The 17,698-nt window shown below is 32.6% G+C and carries 20 protein-coding genes; 11 read left to right on the top strand and 9 right to left on the bottom strand.

Annotated features, from left to right (window positions below; genetic code table 11):
* Window positions 1-28 precede the first annotated feature (28 nt).
* The gene (locus BXU10_RS21910) at window positions 29-577 is read right to left on the bottom strand and encodes a Smr/MutS family protein (RefSeq protein ID WP_078229606.1); all 549 of its coding nucleotides are present in this window, start codon (window positions 575-577) and stop codon (window positions 29-31) included.
* Entirely contained in the window at window positions 567-749 is a 183-nt protein-coding gene (locus BXU10_RS21915; RefSeq protein WP_078229607.1) for a hypothetical protein, read from the bottom strand. Before BXU10_RS21915 ends, BXU10_RS21910 begins: the two co-directional genes overlap by 11 nt.
* 118 nt (window positions 750-867) lie before the next feature.
* Here BXU10_RS21915 and BXU10_RS21920 point away from each other — a divergent pair, with 118 nt between their 5' ends.
* Window positions 868-1,134 (top strand): DUF2752 domain-containing protein, encoded by a 267-nt coding sequence (locus BXU10_RS21920; RefSeq protein ID WP_223255540.1) that lies wholly within the window; start codon window positions 868-870, stop codon window positions 1,132-1,134.
* Between the two features lie 15 nt (window positions 1,135-1,149).
* Here BXU10_RS21920 and BXU10_RS21925 read toward each other — a convergent pair whose 3' ends face one another.
* Entirely contained in the window at window positions 1,150-1,851 is a 702-nt protein-coding gene (locus BXU10_RS21925; RefSeq protein WP_078229609.1) for a DUF1003 domain-containing protein, read from the bottom strand.
* 190 nt (window positions 1,852-2,041) lie between these two features.
* On the opposite strand from BXU10_RS21925, the gene epsC reads away from it, so the two are divergent.
* From epsC to BXU10_RS21945, 5 genes are all read left to right on the top strand, one after another.
* On the top strand, window positions 2,042-2,833 hold the full coding sequence (gene epsC, locus BXU10_RS21930; protein ID WP_031454849.1) for a serine O-acetyltransferase EpsC: 792 nt from the start codon (window positions 2,042-2,044) through the stop codon (window positions 2,831-2,833).
* 1 nt (window position 2,834) lies between these two features.
* Window positions 2,835-3,722, top strand: coding sequence for a cysteine synthase CysM (gene cysM, locus BXU10_RS21935; protein WP_078229610.1), 888 nt, complete (start codon window positions 2,835-2,837; stop codon window positions 3,720-3,722).
* 112 nt (window positions 3,723-3,834) lie between these two features.
* Window positions 3,835-4,821, top strand: a complete 987-nt coding sequence (locus BXU10_RS21940) for an aldo/keto reductase (protein ID WP_078229611.1) — start codon at window positions 3,835-3,837, stop codon at window positions 4,819-4,821.
* Between the two features lie 142 nt (window positions 4,822-4,963).
* A complete protein-coding gene (locus BXU10_RS25090) occupies window positions 4,964-5,131 on the top strand; it encodes a hypothetical protein (RefSeq protein WP_189328118.1) in 168 nt (55 codons plus the stop codon).
* 326 nt (window positions 5,132-5,457) lie between these two features.
* Complete coding sequence (locus BXU10_RS21945; protein WP_078229612.1) at window positions 5,458-5,898, top strand: hypothetical protein; 441 nt, start codon at window positions 5,458-5,460, stop codon at window positions 5,896-5,898.
* Here BXU10_RS21945 and BXU10_RS21950 read toward each other — a convergent pair whose 3' ends face one another.
* The gene (locus tag BXU10_RS21950) at window positions 5,899-6,951 is read right to left on the bottom strand and encodes a sensor histidine kinase KdpD (protein WP_078229613.1); all 1,053 of its coding nucleotides are present in this window, start codon (window positions 6,949-6,951) and stop codon (window positions 5,899-5,901) included. It lies immediately after the preceding gene.
* Between the two features lie 157 nt (window positions 6,952-7,108).
* Between BXU10_RS21950 and rlmD the strand changes: the two genes are divergently transcribed.
* Genes rlmD through BXU10_RS21965 form a run of 3 tightly spaced genes read left to right on the top strand, consistent with a single transcriptional unit; the run spans window position 7,109 to window position 9,856 of the window.
* On the top strand, window positions 7,109-8,521 hold the full coding sequence (gene rlmD / locus BXU10_RS21955) for a 23S rRNA (uracil(1939)-C(5))-methyltransferase RlmD (protein ID WP_078229614.1): 1,413 nt from the start codon (window positions 7,109-7,111) through the stop codon (window positions 8,519-8,521).
* A gap of 11 nt (window positions 8,522-8,532) precedes the next feature.
* The gene (locus tag BXU10_RS21960; protein WP_078229615.1) at window positions 8,533-9,069 is read left to right on the top strand and encodes a DUF6452 family protein; all 537 of its coding nucleotides are present in this window, start codon (window positions 8,533-8,535) and stop codon (window positions 9,067-9,069) included.
* The gene (locus BXU10_RS21965) at window positions 9,041-9,856 is read left to right on the top strand and encodes a DUF6048 family protein (RefSeq protein WP_078229616.1); all 816 of its coding nucleotides are present in this window, start codon (window positions 9,041-9,043) and stop codon (window positions 9,854-9,856) included. The genes BXU10_RS21960 and BXU10_RS21965 overlap by 29 nt, the downstream gene beginning before the upstream one ends.
* Window positions 9,857-9,926: 70 nt before the next feature.
* Here BXU10_RS21965 and BXU10_RS21970 read toward each other — a convergent pair whose 3' ends face one another.
* The 3 genes from BXU10_RS21970 to BXU10_RS21980 all read right to left on the bottom strand — a co-directional run bounded on the left by BXU10_RS21970 (window position 9,927) and on the right by BXU10_RS21980 (window position 12,127).
* Window positions 9,927-10,619, bottom strand: a complete 693-nt coding sequence (locus BXU10_RS21970; protein ID WP_078229617.1) for an aspartate/glutamate racemase family protein — start codon at window positions 10,617-10,619, stop codon at window positions 9,927-9,929.
* Between the two features lie 16 nt (window positions 10,620-10,635).
* On the bottom strand, window positions 10,636-10,872 hold the full coding sequence (locus BXU10_RS21975) for a hypothetical protein (protein ID WP_078229618.1): 237 nt from the start codon (window positions 10,870-10,872) through the stop codon (window positions 10,636-10,638).
* Between the two features lie 91 nt (window positions 10,873-10,963).
* On the bottom strand, window positions 10,964-12,127 hold the full coding sequence (locus BXU10_RS21980) for a class I SAM-dependent RNA methyltransferase (RefSeq protein ID WP_078229619.1): 1,164 nt from the start codon (window positions 12,125-12,127) through the stop codon (window positions 10,964-10,966).
* 131 nt (window positions 12,128-12,258) lie between these two features.
* Between BXU10_RS21980 and BXU10_RS21985 the strand changes: the two genes are divergently transcribed.
* Both BXU10_RS21985 and BXU10_RS21990 read left to right on the top strand, forming a co-directional pair.
* Window positions 12,259-13,023 carry a bifunctional 2-polyprenyl-6-hydroxyphenol methylase/3-demethylubiquinol 3-O-methyltransferase UbiG gene (locus BXU10_RS21985; RefSeq protein WP_078229620.1) on the top strand — a complete coding sequence of 255 codons (765 nt, stop codon included), beginning with the start codon at window positions 12,259-12,261 and terminating at the stop codon, window positions 13,021-13,023.
* A 90-nt stretch (window positions 13,024-13,113) separates the two neighbouring features.
* Entirely contained in the window at window positions 13,114-13,782 is a 669-nt protein-coding gene (locus BXU10_RS21990; RefSeq protein ID WP_078229621.1) for a ZIP family metal transporter, read from the top strand.
* 71 nt (window positions 13,783-13,853) lie between these two features.
* Here the strand turns inward: BXU10_RS21990 and BXU10_RS21995 are convergent, their stop codons facing one another.
* Together BXU10_RS21995 and BXU10_RS22000 are read right to left on the bottom strand one after the other, a co-directional pair.
* Entirely contained in the window at window positions 13,854-16,241 is a 2,388-nt protein-coding gene (locus tag BXU10_RS21995; RefSeq protein WP_078229748.1) for an outer membrane beta-barrel family protein, read from the bottom strand.
* 156 nt (window positions 16,242-16,397) lie between these two features.
* Window positions 16,398-17,546, bottom strand: a complete 1,149-nt coding sequence (locus BXU10_RS22000; protein WP_078229622.1) for an AraC family transcriptional regulator — start codon at window positions 17,544-17,546, stop codon at window positions 16,398-16,400.
* Window positions 17,547-17,698: the final 152 nt, after the last annotated feature.

Genomic DNA, 17,698 nt, shown 5'->3' on the forward strand with positions numbered 1-17,698 from the left:
ATAAGATATTGACTTCTAAAATGTTTGCTTATTTATTTTGCCTAAAATAAACTTCGGTTGCGCCTAAGCCGTATTTTTGATAATTAGCATCCTGAAAATCTATACCGTCATACCTTCCTAATAAAAAATCAAGTTCGGCTTTTAGGATTCCTTCGCCAACTCCATGGATAAAAACAATCTTAGGGATGCGGTTTTTAATCGCAAATTCAATATGCCTTTTTGCAGTTTCAGTCTGCAGGGTTAAAATATCATAATTTGACATTCCGCGTTTATTAGGAACTAATTTTTCGATATGCAAATCAAATTCCGGAGCCGAAATTTCACGCTTATCTTTCTTTTCTTTCACAAAACTCCTTGGTTTTGGTTCTTCTTTTTGTTTTGCAACAGAATCTACATCAATTCTTTTTATAGAATTCATTAAATTACTTGAATCCTGAATTTTAATTAATTCATTGACAAAAAATGTCATCATAAAACCATCTTCGCTTTCGATTAAAACCTCATTATTTTTAACCGAAACTACTGTTCCGTTAATGGCTTCGTCCAAAACAGAAACCTTATCTCCTTTAGTCAGCATCTTCTTCTTTTTCTTGATTTTTACTTGGTGTTTTTGCGCTTAACTGCATCATGCCAAACATAAAAACTACAATTGCAATTACTGTTATGTAAATATTTTTTTCTTCTGAAACCTGTTCGTACAATGCGATTGAAATTGCAAGAATCATTATTAAAATTTTAAAAGTTTTCATATTTTTAATATAAGACTTCAAAAGTAAGAAACTTTAAAATAGCAGCTCTATTCAATTCAGTCATATATGCTATTTTTGTAAAATTGTAAAAAATAAAACTGTGGATTTAGAAAAATATATGCTGCCTTGCTTTAGCAAAACACTTTTCGGAGTGGAGTGTTTAGGTTGCGGATTTCAACGATCCCTGTTCTTACTTTGTCAGGGTGAGTTTTTAGCTGCTTTTAAAATGTATCCCGCAATTTATACGACACTTGTTTTTTTAGCGATCGTAACTCTTCATTTTTTCAACAAAGCTAAAAATTACAATAAATTACTTTGGGGTTCCGCAATCGTGAATGGCATTTTCATGATTGGCGGTTATTATTATAGACATTTTTATTTATGATTTACAGAAAGTTAATTACTTTTTAATTTGATCTAAAATATCATTCATCATTTCGATTTGTACTTTTTGTATTTCAATCAGTTCCTGTTGCTGATGCATAATCAGATGATCAATCTTATCATGAATCATTCTAATTTCTAATTCAGATTTGAGGTTAATCATATAATCTTTTTTAGCGCGGGTACGATCTTTTTCTTCCTGACGATTCTGACTCATCATAATTACCGGAGCCTGTAAAGCCGCAATACAAGACAAAATCAGGTTCAGTAAAATAAATGGATACGGGTCAAAACCTTTGTTAGCTAAAATATAAACATTAGAGGCAATCCAGATGACAATAAAGAGTAAAAATGAAATTATGAAAGTCCAGCTTCCGCCAAAATCAGCTACTTTATCTGCTATTTTTTGACCAAAGTTTCTAGTCTCATCTTCATCTTCAACAATACTCACAATTGATTTATCCTCTTTTAAAGACGAAATAACACTCTCTTCAAGATTAGAAAGAGCTCCTATTTCAGCAGATAAATAGCTAGAAATATATTGCTGTCTATAGGCATTTAATTCTTCAAAGGAAATAAAATCACTATCGCAAAACGAAGGATGATCTTTGACAATAAGTCCTAAAATAGGATTGTGAATTGATTTTCCTGATACTTTTTCATTTACAGGAAAAGACAGGTTAGAAATAGCACTCTTAAAAGTGGGCTTGTTTTTCATATTTAATATATTTACTCGCTAATTTACGCATTTAACTTCTTAAGAATTCAATAAATTATGGTGCTCAAAATTTCTTTTATTTATCACAAATAGAATTCTCAATAGAAAATTTCTTTACAGAATTCGTGCTTTTATTTACAAAAAACACCTTACTTTTAACTTTTCAAATTATCCATTCAATTTTAAAATTGTGTCAAAAGATCTTATCATAGAAAACATCAAAGCTTTAAAAAGCCATTCAAATATAAATTACGGCATTAAAACTAAAACGGAAGATTTTACCGAAAAACTTTTTTACACCCTTTTTGATTCAAATGCAGCCTTAGATCAGAGTATTGATGAACTCGAGTTTCGCTTTAAAGAGATTGCTGTTTTAGCCTGTAAAAAACCGGAAAAATTATGCGGATCGATGTGGGATCTTTTTCTGGAAAAACTACCACATGTATTAGAAAAACTGAATCAGGATGCCGAATATATTTTAGAAAATGATCCGGCTTCAAACAGTATCGACGAAGTTTATTTAGGATATCCTGGCTTTTATGCTATTGCAATTTACAGGTTGAGCCATGAATTATACAAACTTGATTTGTTACTATTCTCAAGATTGATGAGCGAATATGCACACCGAATTACCGGAACAGACATTCATGCAGGTGCAGATATTGCTTCTCCATTTTTTATTGATCACGCTACCGGAATTGTTATTGGAGAAACGACCGTAATTGAAAAACATGTAAAAATTTACCAGGGAGTTACTTTAGGTGCCCTTAGCGTGAGTAAAGACATGAAAAATGCCAAACGTCATCCAACTGTTGAGAAAAATGTCTGTATTTATGCTAATGCAACTATTTTAGGGGGTGAAACTATTATTGGAAAAAATAGTATTGTAGGAGGAAATGCATGGGTTACCAAATCAATACCGGCAGATTCCATTGTCCTCAATACCACTACAACCGAAGTTAAAATAAAAGAAAAAAAATAGAATGAAACCACAGAAATTAATCAACCTGATTGGCAATACTCCGCTAATGGAAACTGTTAATCTGGTCAAAAATAAAAATGTAAAACTTTTATTAAAACTCGAAGGCAACAATCCGGGCGGAAGTGTAAAAGACAGGGCCGCTTATAACATGATTGCATCAGCTTTAGAAAGAGGAGATATCAAAAAAGGCGACAAGTTAATTGAAGCAACAAGTGGGAATACAGGAATTGCACTGGCAATGATTGCGCAATTGTTTCAGGTAGAAATAGAATTGGTTTTACCTGAAGATTCTACAAAAGAGCGCACACAAACGATGCGTGCTTATGGCGCAACAGTAATTTTAACACCTGCAAGTGAAGGAATTATAGGTTCACGTGATTACGCTGACAAAAAAGTAGCCGAAGGCGGTTACGTAATGCTAAATCAGTTTGCGAATGATGACAACTGGAAAGCACATTATAAAACCACCGGTCCTGAAATATGGGAAGACACCGAAGGAACTGTAACCCATTTTGTATCGGCCATGGGAACAACCGGAACTATTATCGGCACATCATCTTATCTTAAAGAAAAAAATTCAAATATTCAGATCATAGGTGCTCAGCCTAGCGACGGATCTCAGATTCCCGGAATCCGTAAATGGCCACAGGAATATTTACCGAAAATTTTTGATGCTTCAAAAGTAGATACCGTTGTGGATGTAAGTGAAGAAGAAGCGAGAGAAATGACGAAAAGATTAGCACTTGAAGAAGGTATTTTTGCCGGAATGAGCAGTGGAGGCTCTGTAGCAGTAGCCCTGAAAATAGCAGAACAGTTAGAAACTGGCGTTATTGTAGCCATTATCTGCGATCGTGGTGATCGTTATTTATCTTCTGATTTATTTGATTAAAAAATAAAGACCCTAAGGTTCTGAGTTCCTAAGATTCTAAGTTTTTTTTACTTAGCTTGAAAAATCTTAGCACCTCAGAACCTTAGCAACTTAGAACCTTAAAAGAAAAAAAATGAACTACCGTAAATTAGGCAAAACCAATTTTAATATATCCGAAATCTCACTTGGCACCTGGCAGGTTGGAGGAAAATGGGGATCTGCTTTTGACAACAAAACTGCAGACGAACTTTTAAATACAGCAATTGATAATGGTGTTAACTTTATTGACACAGCAGATGTTTATGAAAATGGTTTAAGCGAAACCGCTGTTGGAAGAGTTGTTCGTTCGAGATCTGAACGAATTTATGTAGCTACAAAATGTGGACGCCATATTAATCCGCATGTTAATGAAGGATACCAGCCCAAAGTACTTCAAAAATACGTTGAAGATAGCTTAAAAAGATTGGGACTTGAAGCACTTGATTTAATTCAACTGCACTGTCCTCCCACTGAAGTTTTTTACAGACCTGAGATTTTTGAACTGTTTGATCGTCTGAAAGAACAGGGCAAAATTTTAAACCTTGGCGTTAGCGTTGAAAAAGTCGAAGAAGCCTTAAAAGCAATAGAATATTCGAATGTTACGACAGTTCAGATTATTTTCAATTTGTTTCGTCAGCGTCCTTCACAACTGTTCTTTTCTGAAGCCAGAAAAAAAGATATCGGTATCATTGCCAGAGTTCCTTTGGCAAGCGGACTTTTAACAGGTAAATTCGATGCAAAAACAACCTTTGATCCACAAGACCACAGAAACTTCAACAGAAATGGAGATGCATTTGATAAAGGAGAAACTTTCTCGGGAATTGATTATGAATTAGGTCTTAAAGCCGTTGAGGAATTAAAAGCATTATTTCCGGAAACTACAAGTTTGGCTCCATATGCTTTGCAATGGATTTTAAGTTTTAAAGACATCAGTTGTATTATTCCGGGTGCTTCAAAAGAAAGTCATGTATTATCTAATCTATCTGTTTATAATTTACCTAAATTATCCTCAGAAAAAATTGAAGCAATGAATAAAATTTACGAAGAATATATAAAACCTTCTGTGCATCATCTCTGGTAATTCATTTTTTAAGACACAGTGACATTGGGATACAGAAGTTTCTAAGATTTTGAAAGCAAAATCTTAGAAACTTCTGTATGATTGCGCAACCCTTTAGTAATCAACCTATCTTATCAATAAAATTAACCTAAACTCATTAACCATGAAAAAATTAAGTTTTATTGCATTTATCATCTGCTTTATAACTGTCTCCTGTAGCAATGACGAAGAATCACAAAATGAAGATTCTCAAAAATTAGAAGTAATGCACAACGAGATTGTTGCTCTTTCATTGTCTACTTCTCAAGCCTGCACAAATCCTGAAGAGTGAGATTTTACAAGAATTAACACAAGTGCTTGTAGCGGGGTAAATGCTCATATAATATATTCTAAAAAAATAGATAAGACTAAATTCCTTGCAAAAGTAAACGAGTACCTAAAAGCTCAGGCTGCCTATAATGAAAAATGGAACATAATTGGGACCTGCGACCTCATGCTGCCGCCTTCGGGAATAGAATGTGCAGAAGGGAAACCTAAATTTGTTTATTCAATCCAAATAAGTAAACTTTACAAAATTCTAAGGTATTATGTAATTTGATTTTTAAATTTAAAAAAACGTAGTACCTTACAACCTTATTTTCCGGAAACTTCCTAAAAATGTTACAAAAATCAAATTTTAAAGAATGGTTCAATCGATATAAATATGCAGAATTAGCAAGTACAAGTGCTGCTCTTACTACGTCGCTTTTTAGTAAAATTTACAATGGGTTAACTACAGCTTATTTGATTACGGCTGCAGAATACCTGGCTTTTTATAGTGTGATTCTGTTTTCTTCATATAAAAAACTAGCAAAGCAGAACACACTTTTAGGCAAAAAAACTTCTTTTTCGGAAATTCTTAATCTCCTAAAAAACTTAATTTTAGAGTTTGGTTACCCAGCAATTTTAGATTTTTTGATAATTCGTCCCTTTTGTATGTATTGGATGCCAATACTTTGTGGGAATTACTTTTTCGGGATTATTTTTGGAAAAATTTCTGCAGACCTATGTTTCTATTGTTTCACCATCATAAATTATGAATTAATCAAAAGAAAATAGTTAACAGCTTTCAAATACAATTTTAAATTCTGCGCCTTTATTTTTTCCTTCACTTGAAGCTGTTAATTGGCCTTTACTTCTTTCGATGATTTTTTTACACAAATACAAACCAATTCCGGTTGAAGATTCATTAGCTGTTCCTAATCGGCCCATTTTAGTGAATTTTTTAAACAATTCATCTATTTGAAGGTCATTGAAACCAATACCTGTATCAGAAACTGTTATAATCAGACTATCATTTTCAGTAAAAATCCTAAGTTTAATTTCACTGTCAAAATAAGAGAACTTAACCGCGTTACTAATTAAGTTAACTAAAACCTGTATTAACAATCCTTCATCTATTTTAAGTTTTGCTTCTTCTTTTTCGATACTTACATTAAGGCTTATATTTTTATCAATAAGGCGCTGATCCACTTGCTCGTTGATAAAAGCCAATATATTTGGAAATATAATTATTCTGGTTTCCTGATTTATTTTTACAACCTGATCCTGCTCTTTCAATAATTTAATAAAATTTTCAATATAACGAAACTGCAGATCCGTTGATTCGCAGATTAAATTAGCCAAATCCTTAATAGAATCAGATGGCTTTTCATCTAAAATAAGCTTTGCCAGACCCTGAGGATTTCCTGCAAAATTTTTCAAATCGTGCGAGAGCATATAAATTAAATCCTGCTTTTCATTAATAAAATTTTCAGATTCGAAAATAGATTCCTGAATATTACTCATTAACAAACCAGCTTCATCATTATATTCTGTTGGCAAAACAGATAATTTTCTTTCGTTTCTATAATCGTCTAATGCTTTTGAAGCTATGGCAATTGGTTTGATCAATTGATTTAAAACCAAGAGTGTAATAGCTGTTGCCAGCAAAGTCATGATTAAGGAAAATACTAAAACAGATGTGGGTGAAATCGAAGTGTTAAAATAAAGAACAAAAAACAAAATCCCGATTAAAGGAATATGAATACCTATAAAAGCAACAAACAGAAATTTGAATGCATAACTTTTTTTAAAAAAATTAATTTTCGAAAGATTATGATACAGCTTCATAAAAGTAACAATAACTTAGATTATAAATGGGGCTATCGAAGTATTTGACAGAACAAAGTTAGCTTTTAAAGCTAATTAAAAGATGTAAAATATAGAATTTGATAAAATATTTTAAAAATTAAATTTATAAAAGTTTACAAACCCTTATTTTTGCGCTATGGGAAGAAAAAATACAGACAAAGTCGTCTTTCATCAAATACAAGTTCTTGATGCAGGCGCAAAAGGTGTATCAGTTGCAAAAGCTCCTGACGGAAAAGTAATCTTTATTCCGAATGTAGTTCCGGGCGATGTAGTGGATGTGCAGACTTTTAAAAAACGTAAAGCTTATTACGAAGGAAAGGCCGTTAAATTTCACGAATTATCAGAGCACCGTATAGATCCAATTTGTGAACATTTTGGTGTTTGTGGCGGATGTAAATGGCAAAACATGAAATATAGCCAGCAACTTTATTACAAACAAAATGAAGTAAAAAACCATCTGCAAAGAATTGGTAAAATTGACTTACCTGAATTTGAAGACATTCTGGGTTCTGAAAAGCAATTTTTCTACAGAAATAAAATGGAATTTTCATTTTCAAACAGCCGTTGGTTAACTGAAAAAGAAATTGAAAGCACTGAAGATTTAGGAAACAGAAATGCATTAGGTTTTCATATTCCAAAAATGTGGGACAAAATACTGGATATTAATAAATGTCATTTACAGGAAGATCCTTCAAATGCAATTCGTAATGAAATTAGAGCTTTTGCAAACGAAAATAATTTAGCTTTCTTTAATCCCAGAGAACATTCGGGTTTATTAAGAACGTTTATGATTCGTACAGCTTCAACAGGTGAAATTATGGTTTTGATTCAGTTTTTCGAAAATGACAAAGCCAGTCGTGAATTGCTTCTAGATCATCTTTACGCTAAATTTCCACAAATTACATCATTGCAGTATGTAGTTAATTCAAAAGCAAATGATACTATTTACGATCAAAACATTAAGCTATATAAAGGGAGAGATTATATTCTGGAAGAAATGGAAGGCTTAAAATTTAGTATTAATGCCAAATCATTTTACCAGACCAACTCTGATCAGGCATATGAATTATACAAAATAACACGTGATTTTGCAGGGCTTTCAGGTAATGAAACCGTTTATGATTTATATACCGGAACCGGAACTATTGCACAATTCGTTTCTAAAAAAGCTAAAAAAGTAATTGGTGTAGAAAGTGTGCCGGAAGCAATTTTAGACGCTAAAGCTAATGCTGAACGCAATAATATTACGAATTGTGAGTTTTTTGTTGGGGACATGAAAGTTGTTTTTAACGAAGCCTTTATTGCACAGCACGGCAAGCCTGATGTTATTATTACCGATCCGCCAAGAGATGGAATGCATAAGGACGTTATTGATCAAATTTTGAAAATTGCTCCTGAAAAAGTAGTTTATGTAAGCTGTAACTCAGCAACACAAGCAAGAGATTTGGCTTTAATGGATGAAAAATATAAAGTTACCCGTGTTCGCCCCGTTGATATGTTTCCACAAACGCATCATGTTGAAAATGTTGTACTTTTAGAACTTAGATAATACAATTATAAATGAAAAAAATTCTGTATTTTTTATTAATCTTTACTTTTGGATTATCAAGCTGCGAGAAAGATGATATTTGTGATGCCAATACACCAACAACTCCCAGACTAATCATTTCTTTTTACGATATTACAACTCCTTCAGTAAAGAAAAGTGTAACACTTTTAAAAGTAATGGGCAAGGGTGAAGATGAAGGTATTATCTTTAACGAAAGTGGAACTGAGATAACGAAATACCTCACAAGCGGTGACTCAATTGCTATACCGTTAAAAACAAATGAAGATGCCACCACTTTTTCCTTTATTTTAAATTCAGACGAATCTAATCCCGGACTGGCTAATACTGATGAGATAACGTTTAATTATACTAGACAAAATGTATATGTTTCCAGAGCCTGTGGCTTTAAAACAATTTACAGATTAGACACACAAACTCCGTTTGTAAGAACTGATTCTGGTAATGATGGTATTTGGATGCAGGATGTTCGAGTATTTAATCCTAACATTGAATTTGAAAATGAAACACATGTCAAAGTATTTTTTTAGTATCTGTTTATTGTTTACAGTGTTTTTTGTTCAGTCACAGGAAACACCTGCGGATACAATAAAAAAAGAAATCAATCAGGAAAAACCAAAATCCAAAACACCTAAGGTTGCTACAAAATCTATAGCTGACAGCATTCCTGTAAAAAAAGATCGTTATGGTTTACGTGTGGGTGTAGATTTATACAAACTAACCCGTGGTTTTTATGATAAGGATTATAAGGGAGTAGAATTTGTGGGTGATTTTCGCCTTACCAAAAAATATTACATAGCAGCTGAACTTGGTATAGAGGATAAAACCACTGATGATGACAGACTGAATTCAACAGCAACCGGAACTTACTTAAAAGGAGGTTTCGACTACAATTTATACAATAACTGGCTGGACATGGAAAACCTTATAACGATAGGTTTGCGTGGAGGTTTTAGTACTTTTAGCCAGCAGTTAAACAGTTACAAAATTTACAATTCAGATCAATATTGGGGACAAATCCCACCCATTACTGATGGCACAAAATATACTGGTTTAACTGCCGCATGGGCGGAAGTTGCCCTTGGAATGAAAGCTAAAGTTTTTAATAATGTATTCGTAGGATTTGGTTTTCAGTTAAAAATGCTTTTAGCCAATAAAGAACCTGGTAATTTTGAGAACCTTTATATTCCGGGTTTTAACAGAACCTATGATGGAAATTTTGGAGTAGGGTTTAATTATACGGTTTCTTATTTTATTCCTCTTTATAAAAAGAAAGTAACAATTCCGGAAATAGAAAAAAAAGCTTCTAAAAAATAATGTCTTTTAAACAAAAAAGCCCCAAATTCACTAATCAAATAATGAATTTGGGGCTTTTTAAAAATTATATTTAAGACAATTGAAAATCTATTGCCGCATTTGAATGTATCAAAGCTGTATCAAAAACCGATACAGAAAGATCCTCGGGTTTAATCACAAGCGGAATTTCCGTACAGCCCAAAATAATACCTTCTGCTCCTTCTTTTATTAATTGATTTGCTATTTCCAGATAACGTTTTTTCGTTTCCGAAGTAACAATTCCTCTTCCTAAATCTTCGAAAATTGTAGTGTGAATAAAATCCCTTTCTTCCTGACTTTTCGGGATTATTACCTCAATTCCTTTCATGTCAAGCTTATCTTTAAAAAAATCCAGTTCCATTGTAAACTTAGTCCCTAATAAACCTACTTTTTTAATTTCTTGTTTCTGGATTTCAACAGCAGTTACAGTTGCAATATGAATAATTGGTAAATCAATCGCTTCCTCGAGTCGGTCAGCAATAAAATGCATCGTATTTGCACACAGAAGAATTGCTTCAGCTCCACCTGATTTTAAAAATTCGCAGGCTTTTAAAAGCATTTCAAAAGTAGAATCCCAATCATTAGCATCATTATTCTTTTTTATTTCGGCATAATTGAACGAATAAATCAAACACTCTGAGAAGTTAACCCCTCCCATTTTTTTATTTATCCCTTCATTTATAAGTTTGTAATAATCTGCTGTCGAAACCCAGCTAATGCCACCTATAAGTCCAATTATCTTCATAAAAATGATTTTTCAACTATCCAATCTCTTTAATTCCTTTTATAAAAATCCATTTTACAAAAAGTTTTTCACCATCTTTAGTGTTCACTGCTTTAAATTGTGGAGCAATTAAAGTTGCCACAATAAAAGCTGTCAGTGGAATCCAGATTCCGGCTAATCCACTGTATTCTGCAATGATAAATCTTCCTAAAATAAATAAAATTGCGAAACATCCTAATTGATATAGAAATGCCCTTACTTGTAGTTTTGTCATTTTTTTCTTTTTTAAGGTTCAGAGTCACAAAAGACTCAAAGTTACAAAGTTTTTTGTCTGTCGATCTTTAAAACTTTTAGCTCTTTTGTTACTATTCGTTAACCTGAAACTTCGTTCTCTTACTTCCTTCGTACATTTCGTATTTTACCAAGCGCGCCTCAAGGCTTGCGTTAAAAAGTTTAATTTTTCGGGAAGGTTTTAATCCTACGAACTTTAAAGCTTCCAGATTTGCGGTAATAAACCAGGCATTAGTCCCCGGATAACTTTTCTTTAAAGTATCACCTATATTTTTGTAAAATTCTTCCATGTGAATATCCAGACGCTCATCATAAGGAGGATTGAATACAAGATGAAGTTTTCCTTCTACGGCTTTTTCAGTATCAAAAAAGTTGTCCTCAGAAATCGTTACATAATCTTCAAGATTTGCATTTCTGATGTTGTCTTTGGCTTTGCTCACTGCGCTTGGCGCCTTATCAAAACCTTTAATTGTATAGTGAAATTCTCTTGTTTTTTTCATCAGACTATCGACGATTTTATCAAACAAATCATTGTCCCAGTCTTTCCATTTTTCAAAAGCAAACTCTTTTCGGTTGATATTTGCCGGAACGTTACAGGCAATCATAGCAGCCTCTGCCAAAAATGTTCCCGAACCGCACATAGGATCCAAAAAGTGACTTTGCCCATCCCAGCCTGACAACAAAAGAATTCCTGCTGCCAAAACTTCGTTAATAGGAGCAATATTCGTAGCGGTTCTGTATCCACGCTGATGCAGGGAGTTTCCTGAAGTATCCAAAGCTACTGAAACCTGATCTTTGTCAATATGAACATTGATTCTTAAATCCGGAAAAACTTTATCAATACTGGGGCGTTGCCCTGTTCTTTCCCTAAACTGATCTACAATGGCATCTTTACACTTTTGAGAAACAAACTCAGAATGGTTAAAATAAGTGGAATGAACCGTAGCATCAATTACAAAAGTCTGATTGGCATTCAGCAATTTCGACCAGTTTATACCCGAAATTCCTTTGTACAATGCCTGCTCATTGTTTGCCCTGAACGAGTAAATTGGTTTTAAAACTTTAAGGGCTGTTCTAAGTGACAAATTGGCTTTGTACATAAACCCTTTATCGCCCTTAAAACTTACCATTCTTACCCCTTTTTCAACTTCCTGGGCACCAAGATCCCGCAATTCTTTTTCTAATATTTCTTCGAAACCAAAAAAACATTTGGCTATCATTCTAAAATTTTCTTCCATCTTTATTTTTGTTTAAAAAAAACTCCGATCGCATACGCATATCTGATTATTCAGGTATCGTCACGAAATAGTTATTTTTCGGCAAAAATACACTAAATTTGCCGGACTTTGAATTAATTGAAATAGAATAAATGTCTGAAGCACCTAACTCATCAACACCTAATCAGGAGCGTAACACCGAAAATTGGTTTACATCATGGTTTGATACTCCGTATTATCATATTTTGTATAAAGATAGAAATTACAGAGAAGCTCAGATTTTTATGGACAACCTTACACATTACCTAAACTTGCCTGAAAAAGCAAAAGTATTGGATTTAGCCTGTGGAAAAGGACGTCATTCTATCTATTTAAATCAGCTGGGTTATACTGTCTTAGGAGCAGATTTATCTGAAAACAGTATTGCAGAAGCCAGCAAAAACAGTAACGAAACCCTGCACTTTAAGGTACACGATATGCGTGAGCCCTTTGAAGACAAATTCGATGCTATTTTCAATCTGTTTACCAGCTTTGGTTATTTCGAAAGTGATGATGATAACTTAACCACTTTAAAAGCTATAAAAGAAAGTTTATCCGAATATGGTTTTGCCGTAATTGATTTTATGAACGTAAATCAGGTTATTGAAACTTTGGTTCCGGAAGAAGTAAAAACAGTAGACGGAATTGATTTCAATATCAAAAGATATGTAGAAGACGGACATATTTTTAAGGAAATTGATTTTGAAGATCAGGGAAGAAAATTTCATTTTACAGAAAAAGTAAAGGCACTAACATTGAAAGATTTTCAGGATTTAATGGATGAAGCCGGGATTTATCTCTTAGATATTTTTGGCGATTATAAGCTCAAAAAATTCCACAAAACCGAAAGCGAACGATTAATCATGATTTTTAAATAGGTTTAACCGGTTAACCGTTAATTTGTTTTATCATTAAACAGCTTAACAACAACTGATTAAACAATTAAACAAAAAACGATTAAACAAAAAATGAATTATCTATTACCCTTATTCTCTGTACTTCTGGGCTATATTGTGGCTTTATTTTTAAAACCAAAAAACAAGACCAATCTTAAATTATTGCTCGCTTTTAGTGGTTCTTTTTTATTGTCTCTAACCGTAATGCATCTTTTACCTGAGGTTTATGAATCACATAATCATAATATCGGTTTATTTATCATGGTCGGAATTTTATTCCAGATCATTCTCGAATTTTTCTCCAAAGGCGCAGAACACGGACACGTGCACGGGCATGCAAAAATGTCTCAGATTCCGTGGCTGCTTTTCATCAGCCTTTGTATCCATGCCTTTTTAGAAGGTTTTCCGGTAAGCCATCATCATGGTTTGGCTATCGGAATTGCGATTCACCATTTGCCAATTGCCGTAATTTTAACGACATTTTTCATAAATGCCGACCTCAACAAAAAAGCCATTTTCGCTTTCATGCTGACTTTTGCAGCCATGACTCCGCTTGGAACTGTAGCTTCGGATTTTTTACCTATATTAAACGAGTATTACACCGAAATAACCGCAATTGTAATCGGAATATTATTCCACATTTCATCAACTATTATTTTCGAAAGCAGCGAAGGACACAAATTTAATATTGCCAAAGTTTCGATGATTGTTTTAGGAATTTTATTGGCATTCTTTCTCTAATCTGGACGTGACCAAAGGAATTTTAAATTTCACATTTCGATTAAAATTATCAAATGCCTGACTATCTAATTCTAATTCCCCGTTCTTTTCTTCTCCTCTTCATTTCCAGAATTACGTTCCTTTACATTTATCTTATTGTTTCCAAAATTGTAAACTACAGATAAACGAACATATCTGTTGCTTTCCTTTTGACTATAAACTTGTCTTAAACCATTTACATTCGAAACATCATCTTTTAAATAAGACGTATTGAAAATATCATTTATCAAAAAAGAAACCTGCAGTGCTCTGTTTAATAAATCCTGCTTAAGACCAATATTTAAACTTGCTGTATATCCTGTTTCGTATAAACCGCTTTTGTATGGTGTTATATAATTGAAATCTAATTGCAATTTAGTCGTTTTGCCTAATGAAAAGGTATTATTTGTTGAAAAATCAATCTGAAGGCCGTTTACCGGTGTTGCATTGATATCTTTTATAAACTTAATATCTGAGCCTAAAAAATACACTGAATTTTCACTCTGCCACCAATCCGCAAAGCTGGCTGAATAGATTTCCCCAACCCCATAAGTAATGCCTTTAAAATAATTTTCTCTCGATACAACTTGCGTCAATGTTTCCGGATTTGCAGTAAATATTACGCCATACCCATCTGTAATAGAATTAAAAAAAACACTGGTTTTCAATATTTTTTTATACGAATGCGCAAATTCAAAATTATCACTAAAAGAAGGCTTCAAAAATGGATTCCCCTCAGAATAACTATTACTGCTGATATAAACACGAAACGGATTTAAAAGCGAAAAACCCGGTCTTCTGATCCTCCTTCCATAATTCAGACTAAAACTATTGTCTTCATTCCTCGCATATGAAGCATAAAAAGTTGGAAACAGTTTAAAATAATTGTTTACAATTTCCTGATTTAACGTTTTTGAAAAACCATTTGTCTGTGTATTCTCTAATCGTAAACCTAATTGAAAATTCCATTTTTTATTAATTTTTTTGTCACCGCTGATATAAACTGCCTGATTATTTTCAGTATATTTAAATTGATTGGATTGGTTGGTATCTAATTCCGGGGTTCCTGTAATTGTATTAAAAAAAACAACATCACTATTACTGGTAGTAAAACTCACTTTCGCTCCATACGATAAGTTCAGCAATTGAAGCGGATGTTCTATATCTGCTTTGAAACTCACATTATCAATATTTTGATTCGAAATATTTCGTCCTGACTGATTTACATCAACAAAGGTTCCGTCAGATGCATAATTATTCGCTGTAAAATCTCTATCAAATTTTGAATTATAATTAAAATAATCTACATCAAATGATAATTTTCGATTTAGAGAATCTAATTTTGTAATTAAATGCAGATTATAAGTCTTATTACCGGATTTCCTGTCTAAAGGGCTCTTATTGATTATATAACTCTCTAATTCATTTTGAGTATTATATTTATCAATCCTAATATCCGAGTCAAAATCCGGATTGCTTTTATCCTTTAAAAGTTGGAAGCCAATTGTTGTTTTTTCTAAAAAATCATAGTCAAAAGCTATTTTTCCGGAAAGATTATCTTCATTTAATTTTGTCATTACATCCATTTTTGTAGTTCCTTCTGTAAAATACATATCCAGGTTTTCATTAATATATTTATAACCCGTTTTCCCATTGACACTAGCCGAAAATCTAAATTTATTTTTATTGTAAAAGAAATTATCCCTCAGCGAAAAAATTCCGTATTTACTTTGATCATAGGAAGCTGTAGTTGTATTTTTCCAAGAATTAAGAGCGCCTTTTTTCATCACAATATTAATCAGTCCGCCGTTTCCTTCCGCTTCATATTTAGACGAAGGATTACTAATAATTTCGATGTTCTTAATATCACTCGCAGAGATCGATTTTAGGAAATTATTTAACTCTTCACCCGTTAATTCAATCATTCTTCCATCAATCATAACACGGGAAGTTCCTTTTCCTAATATATTGATAGCATTATTTTGTACCACAACACCCGGTGCTGTATTTATTGCGCTCAAGGCATCGCCTCCAACTGTGTTTGCATTATTCTCAGGATTATAAACCAGGCGGTCTATTTTTTGTTCAATCGTATTTTTTCTGGACTGAATCATAACTTCTCCCAATTTTGTTGCATTTTCTATTAATATAATCATTCCCAGATCAGTATCTTTTTCAATAGTAATTTCATTTTTGTAATCTGTAAATCCTAAAAGACTGACTTCTATTTTATAAGAGCCTTTTTTAAGATCAATTTCAAAAGTACCGTCTTGCAAACTTGTTGTTCCGGCAATTATTTTTCCTTCTGAAGTGGTTACTGAAATATCTGCCCATTCCAGCGAAGTTGTTTCACTGGTTATTTTACCTCTTAATTTTACTGTTGATTGTGCTAAACAAAATAATGGCAATACTAAAAAGATAAGGAGGTTTGCTTTTTTCATGATTTCTAATTTTTCGACTTGTTTCAATTAATATGAAGCAAAGTTGCCTTAGAAATTTTCCAGATTCGACCGACAAAAAAAAGTCGAACCAATTTCTGCCTAAGAAATCGGTTCGACTTTATTAATGCGCAAGTACGACTTTTTACAAAAGCCTAATTATAAAGCGTTTCTGTAAGCTGTAGGCGTTTGATTAGTATATTTTTTAAAGGAAGTATTAAATGACGATTTTGAGTTAAAACCTACTTCATACAGAATTTCTAAAACGGTCAAATCTCTTTTTAAAGGATCTTTTAAAATATGCATTGCTTTTTGAATGCGATATTCGTTTACAAAATCAAAAAAGTGCTGATTCATATGATGGTTAATTAAAACGGATAAATCCCGAACCGGAATATTAATTTGGTTCGAAAGTTCCTGAATGGTAAGCGACGGATCCAGAAATGGTTCTTTTTCTTTCATATAGTCTTTTAATGTAGCAATTTGAGTTACAATCCCCTCGTTTTGATTGGATTTTATTTCTGTAATATTTTCGTTTTGCTCAGGAAGAATGTCTCTTGCCAATTGCAATTTAGAATCGATGCCGCGAAAAAGTTCCGGATAATTCAAGGCTTTTAATACAAACCAGCATGTTACTGTTAAAACCAGAAATTGCAAAATGGTATTGGACCAAATCCATAGAAAATCTAAATCAGCATATCTCACGATATTTTTAATTATAGACAGATAATATAAAACAAAGAGGGCGCTTGCTATTTGAAACAACCATTTAAAAATAGACGTTCGGGGATTTGCATAATTTTCCTGATATATTTCCTTATACTTTTTTAGCACCACAAATATTCCTATACTATATGCTATCGTTTGTATTCCCAAAAGAAGAAACAAAATATACATCTCAGGCGATTGATCACGTTGATCATAAAACAATTGCTTTTCTATTGTATTTAAAAGGTAGAGTCTTAATACAAATACAATATTTGTAATTATGAATGGAATTAAATGTAGTAAATGCTTCACTTTTAAACGAAAATCTGCAAAACAAACTGATAGTACGTACAAATAAAAAGCAGGCAGTATCAAAGTACAAACGGACCATCTGAAAAATTCTAAATTAAAATGGCTTTTTATAAATCCTTCATCAATGAAAATACCACTGTTATCAATGGCAAAAAATATTAAATAGAAAGCAAATAATCTGTTTGCTAATTTATTTTTTGTTTTTACAGTAAGTAAAAAAAATGCCAGCAATAATGAAACAAAAACTGAGATTTTGGCCATGCCGGTTAAAAAACTTATTATATCCATTCTTGTCTTAATTATGTAACAAATATAAGATTTTAGTTCTTTTATAGTGTCGTCTAAAATTGCTTTCGCCAAAAAGAAAACATAAAAAAAGATTTAAAATCTTTATAAGTTTGACTTGTACTTTTCGCTCATTTGCTTAAAAAAGTTTAATT

This window comes from Flavobacterium sp. LM4, assembly GCF_002017935.1.
In the GTDB taxonomy this organism is placed as follows: Bacteria; Bacteroidota; Bacteroidia; order Flavobacteriales; family Flavobacteriaceae; genus Flavobacterium; species Flavobacterium chungangense.

Coding starts and splice junctions, on each gene's coding strand:
- BXU10_RS21910 (WP_078229606.1), bottom strand. CDS start 577: ATGCTGACTAAAGGAGATAAGGTTTCTGTTTTGGACGAAGCCATTAAC.
- BXU10_RS21915 (WP_078229607.1), bottom strand. CDS start 749: ATGAAAACTTTTAAAATTTTAATAATGATTCTTGCAATTTCAATCGCA.
- BXU10_RS21920 (WP_223255540.1), top strand. CDS start 868: ATGCTGCCTTGCTTTAGCAAAACACTTTTCGGAGTGGAGTGTTTAGGT.
- BXU10_RS21925 (WP_078229609.1), bottom strand. CDS start 1,851: ATGAAAAACAAGCCCACTTTTAAGAGTGCTATTTCTAACCTGTCTTTT.
- cysM (WP_078229610.1), top strand. CDS start 2,835: ATGAAACCACAGAAATTAATCAACCTGATTGGCAATACTCCGCTAATG.
- BXU10_RS21940 (WP_078229611.1), top strand. CDS start 3,835: ATGAACTACCGTAAATTAGGCAAAACCAATTTTAATATATCCGAAATC.
- BXU10_RS25090 (WP_189328118.1), top strand. CDS start 4,964: ATGAAAAAATTAAGTTTTATTGCATTTATCATCTGCTTTATAACTGTC.
- BXU10_RS21945 (WP_078229612.1), top strand. CDS start 5,458: ATGTTACAAAAATCAAATTTTAAAGAATGGTTCAATCGATATAAATAT.
- BXU10_RS21950 (WP_078229613.1), bottom strand. CDS start 6,951: ATGAAGCTGTATCATAATCTTTCGAAAATTAATTTTTTTAAAAAAAGT.
- rlmD (WP_078229614.1), top strand. CDS start 7,109: ATGGGAAGAAAAAATACAGACAAAGTCGTCTTTCATCAAATACAAGTT.
- BXU10_RS21960 (WP_078229615.1), top strand. CDS start 8,533: ATGAAAAAAATTCTGTATTTTTTATTAATCTTTACTTTTGGATTATCA.
- BXU10_RS21965 (WP_078229616.1), top strand. CDS start 9,041: ATGAAACACATGTCAAAGTATTTTTTTAGTATCTGTTTATTGTTTACA.
- BXU10_RS21970 (WP_078229617.1), bottom strand. CDS start 10,619: ATGAAGATAATTGGACTTATAGGTGGCATTAGCTGGGTTTCGACAGCA.
- BXU10_RS21975 (WP_078229618.1), bottom strand. CDS start 10,872: ATGACAAAACTACAAGTAAGGGCATTTCTATATCAATTAGGATGTTTC.
- BXU10_RS21980 (WP_078229619.1), bottom strand. CDS start 12,127: ATGGAAGAAAATTTTAGAATGATAGCCAAATGTTTTTTTGGTTTCGAA.
- BXU10_RS21985 (WP_078229620.1), top strand. CDS start 12,259: ATGTCTGAAGCACCTAACTCATCAACACCTAATCAGGAGCGTAACACC.
- BXU10_RS21990 (WP_078229621.1), top strand. CDS start 13,114: ATGAATTATCTATTACCCTTATTCTCTGTACTTCTGGGCTATATTGTG.
- BXU10_RS21995 (WP_078229748.1), bottom strand. CDS start 16,241: ATGAAAAAAGCAAACCTCCTTATCTTTTTAGTATTGCCATTATTTTGT.
- BXU10_RS22000 (WP_078229622.1), bottom strand. CDS start 17,546: ATGGATATAATAAGTTTTTTAACCGGCATGGCCAAAATCTCAGTTTTT.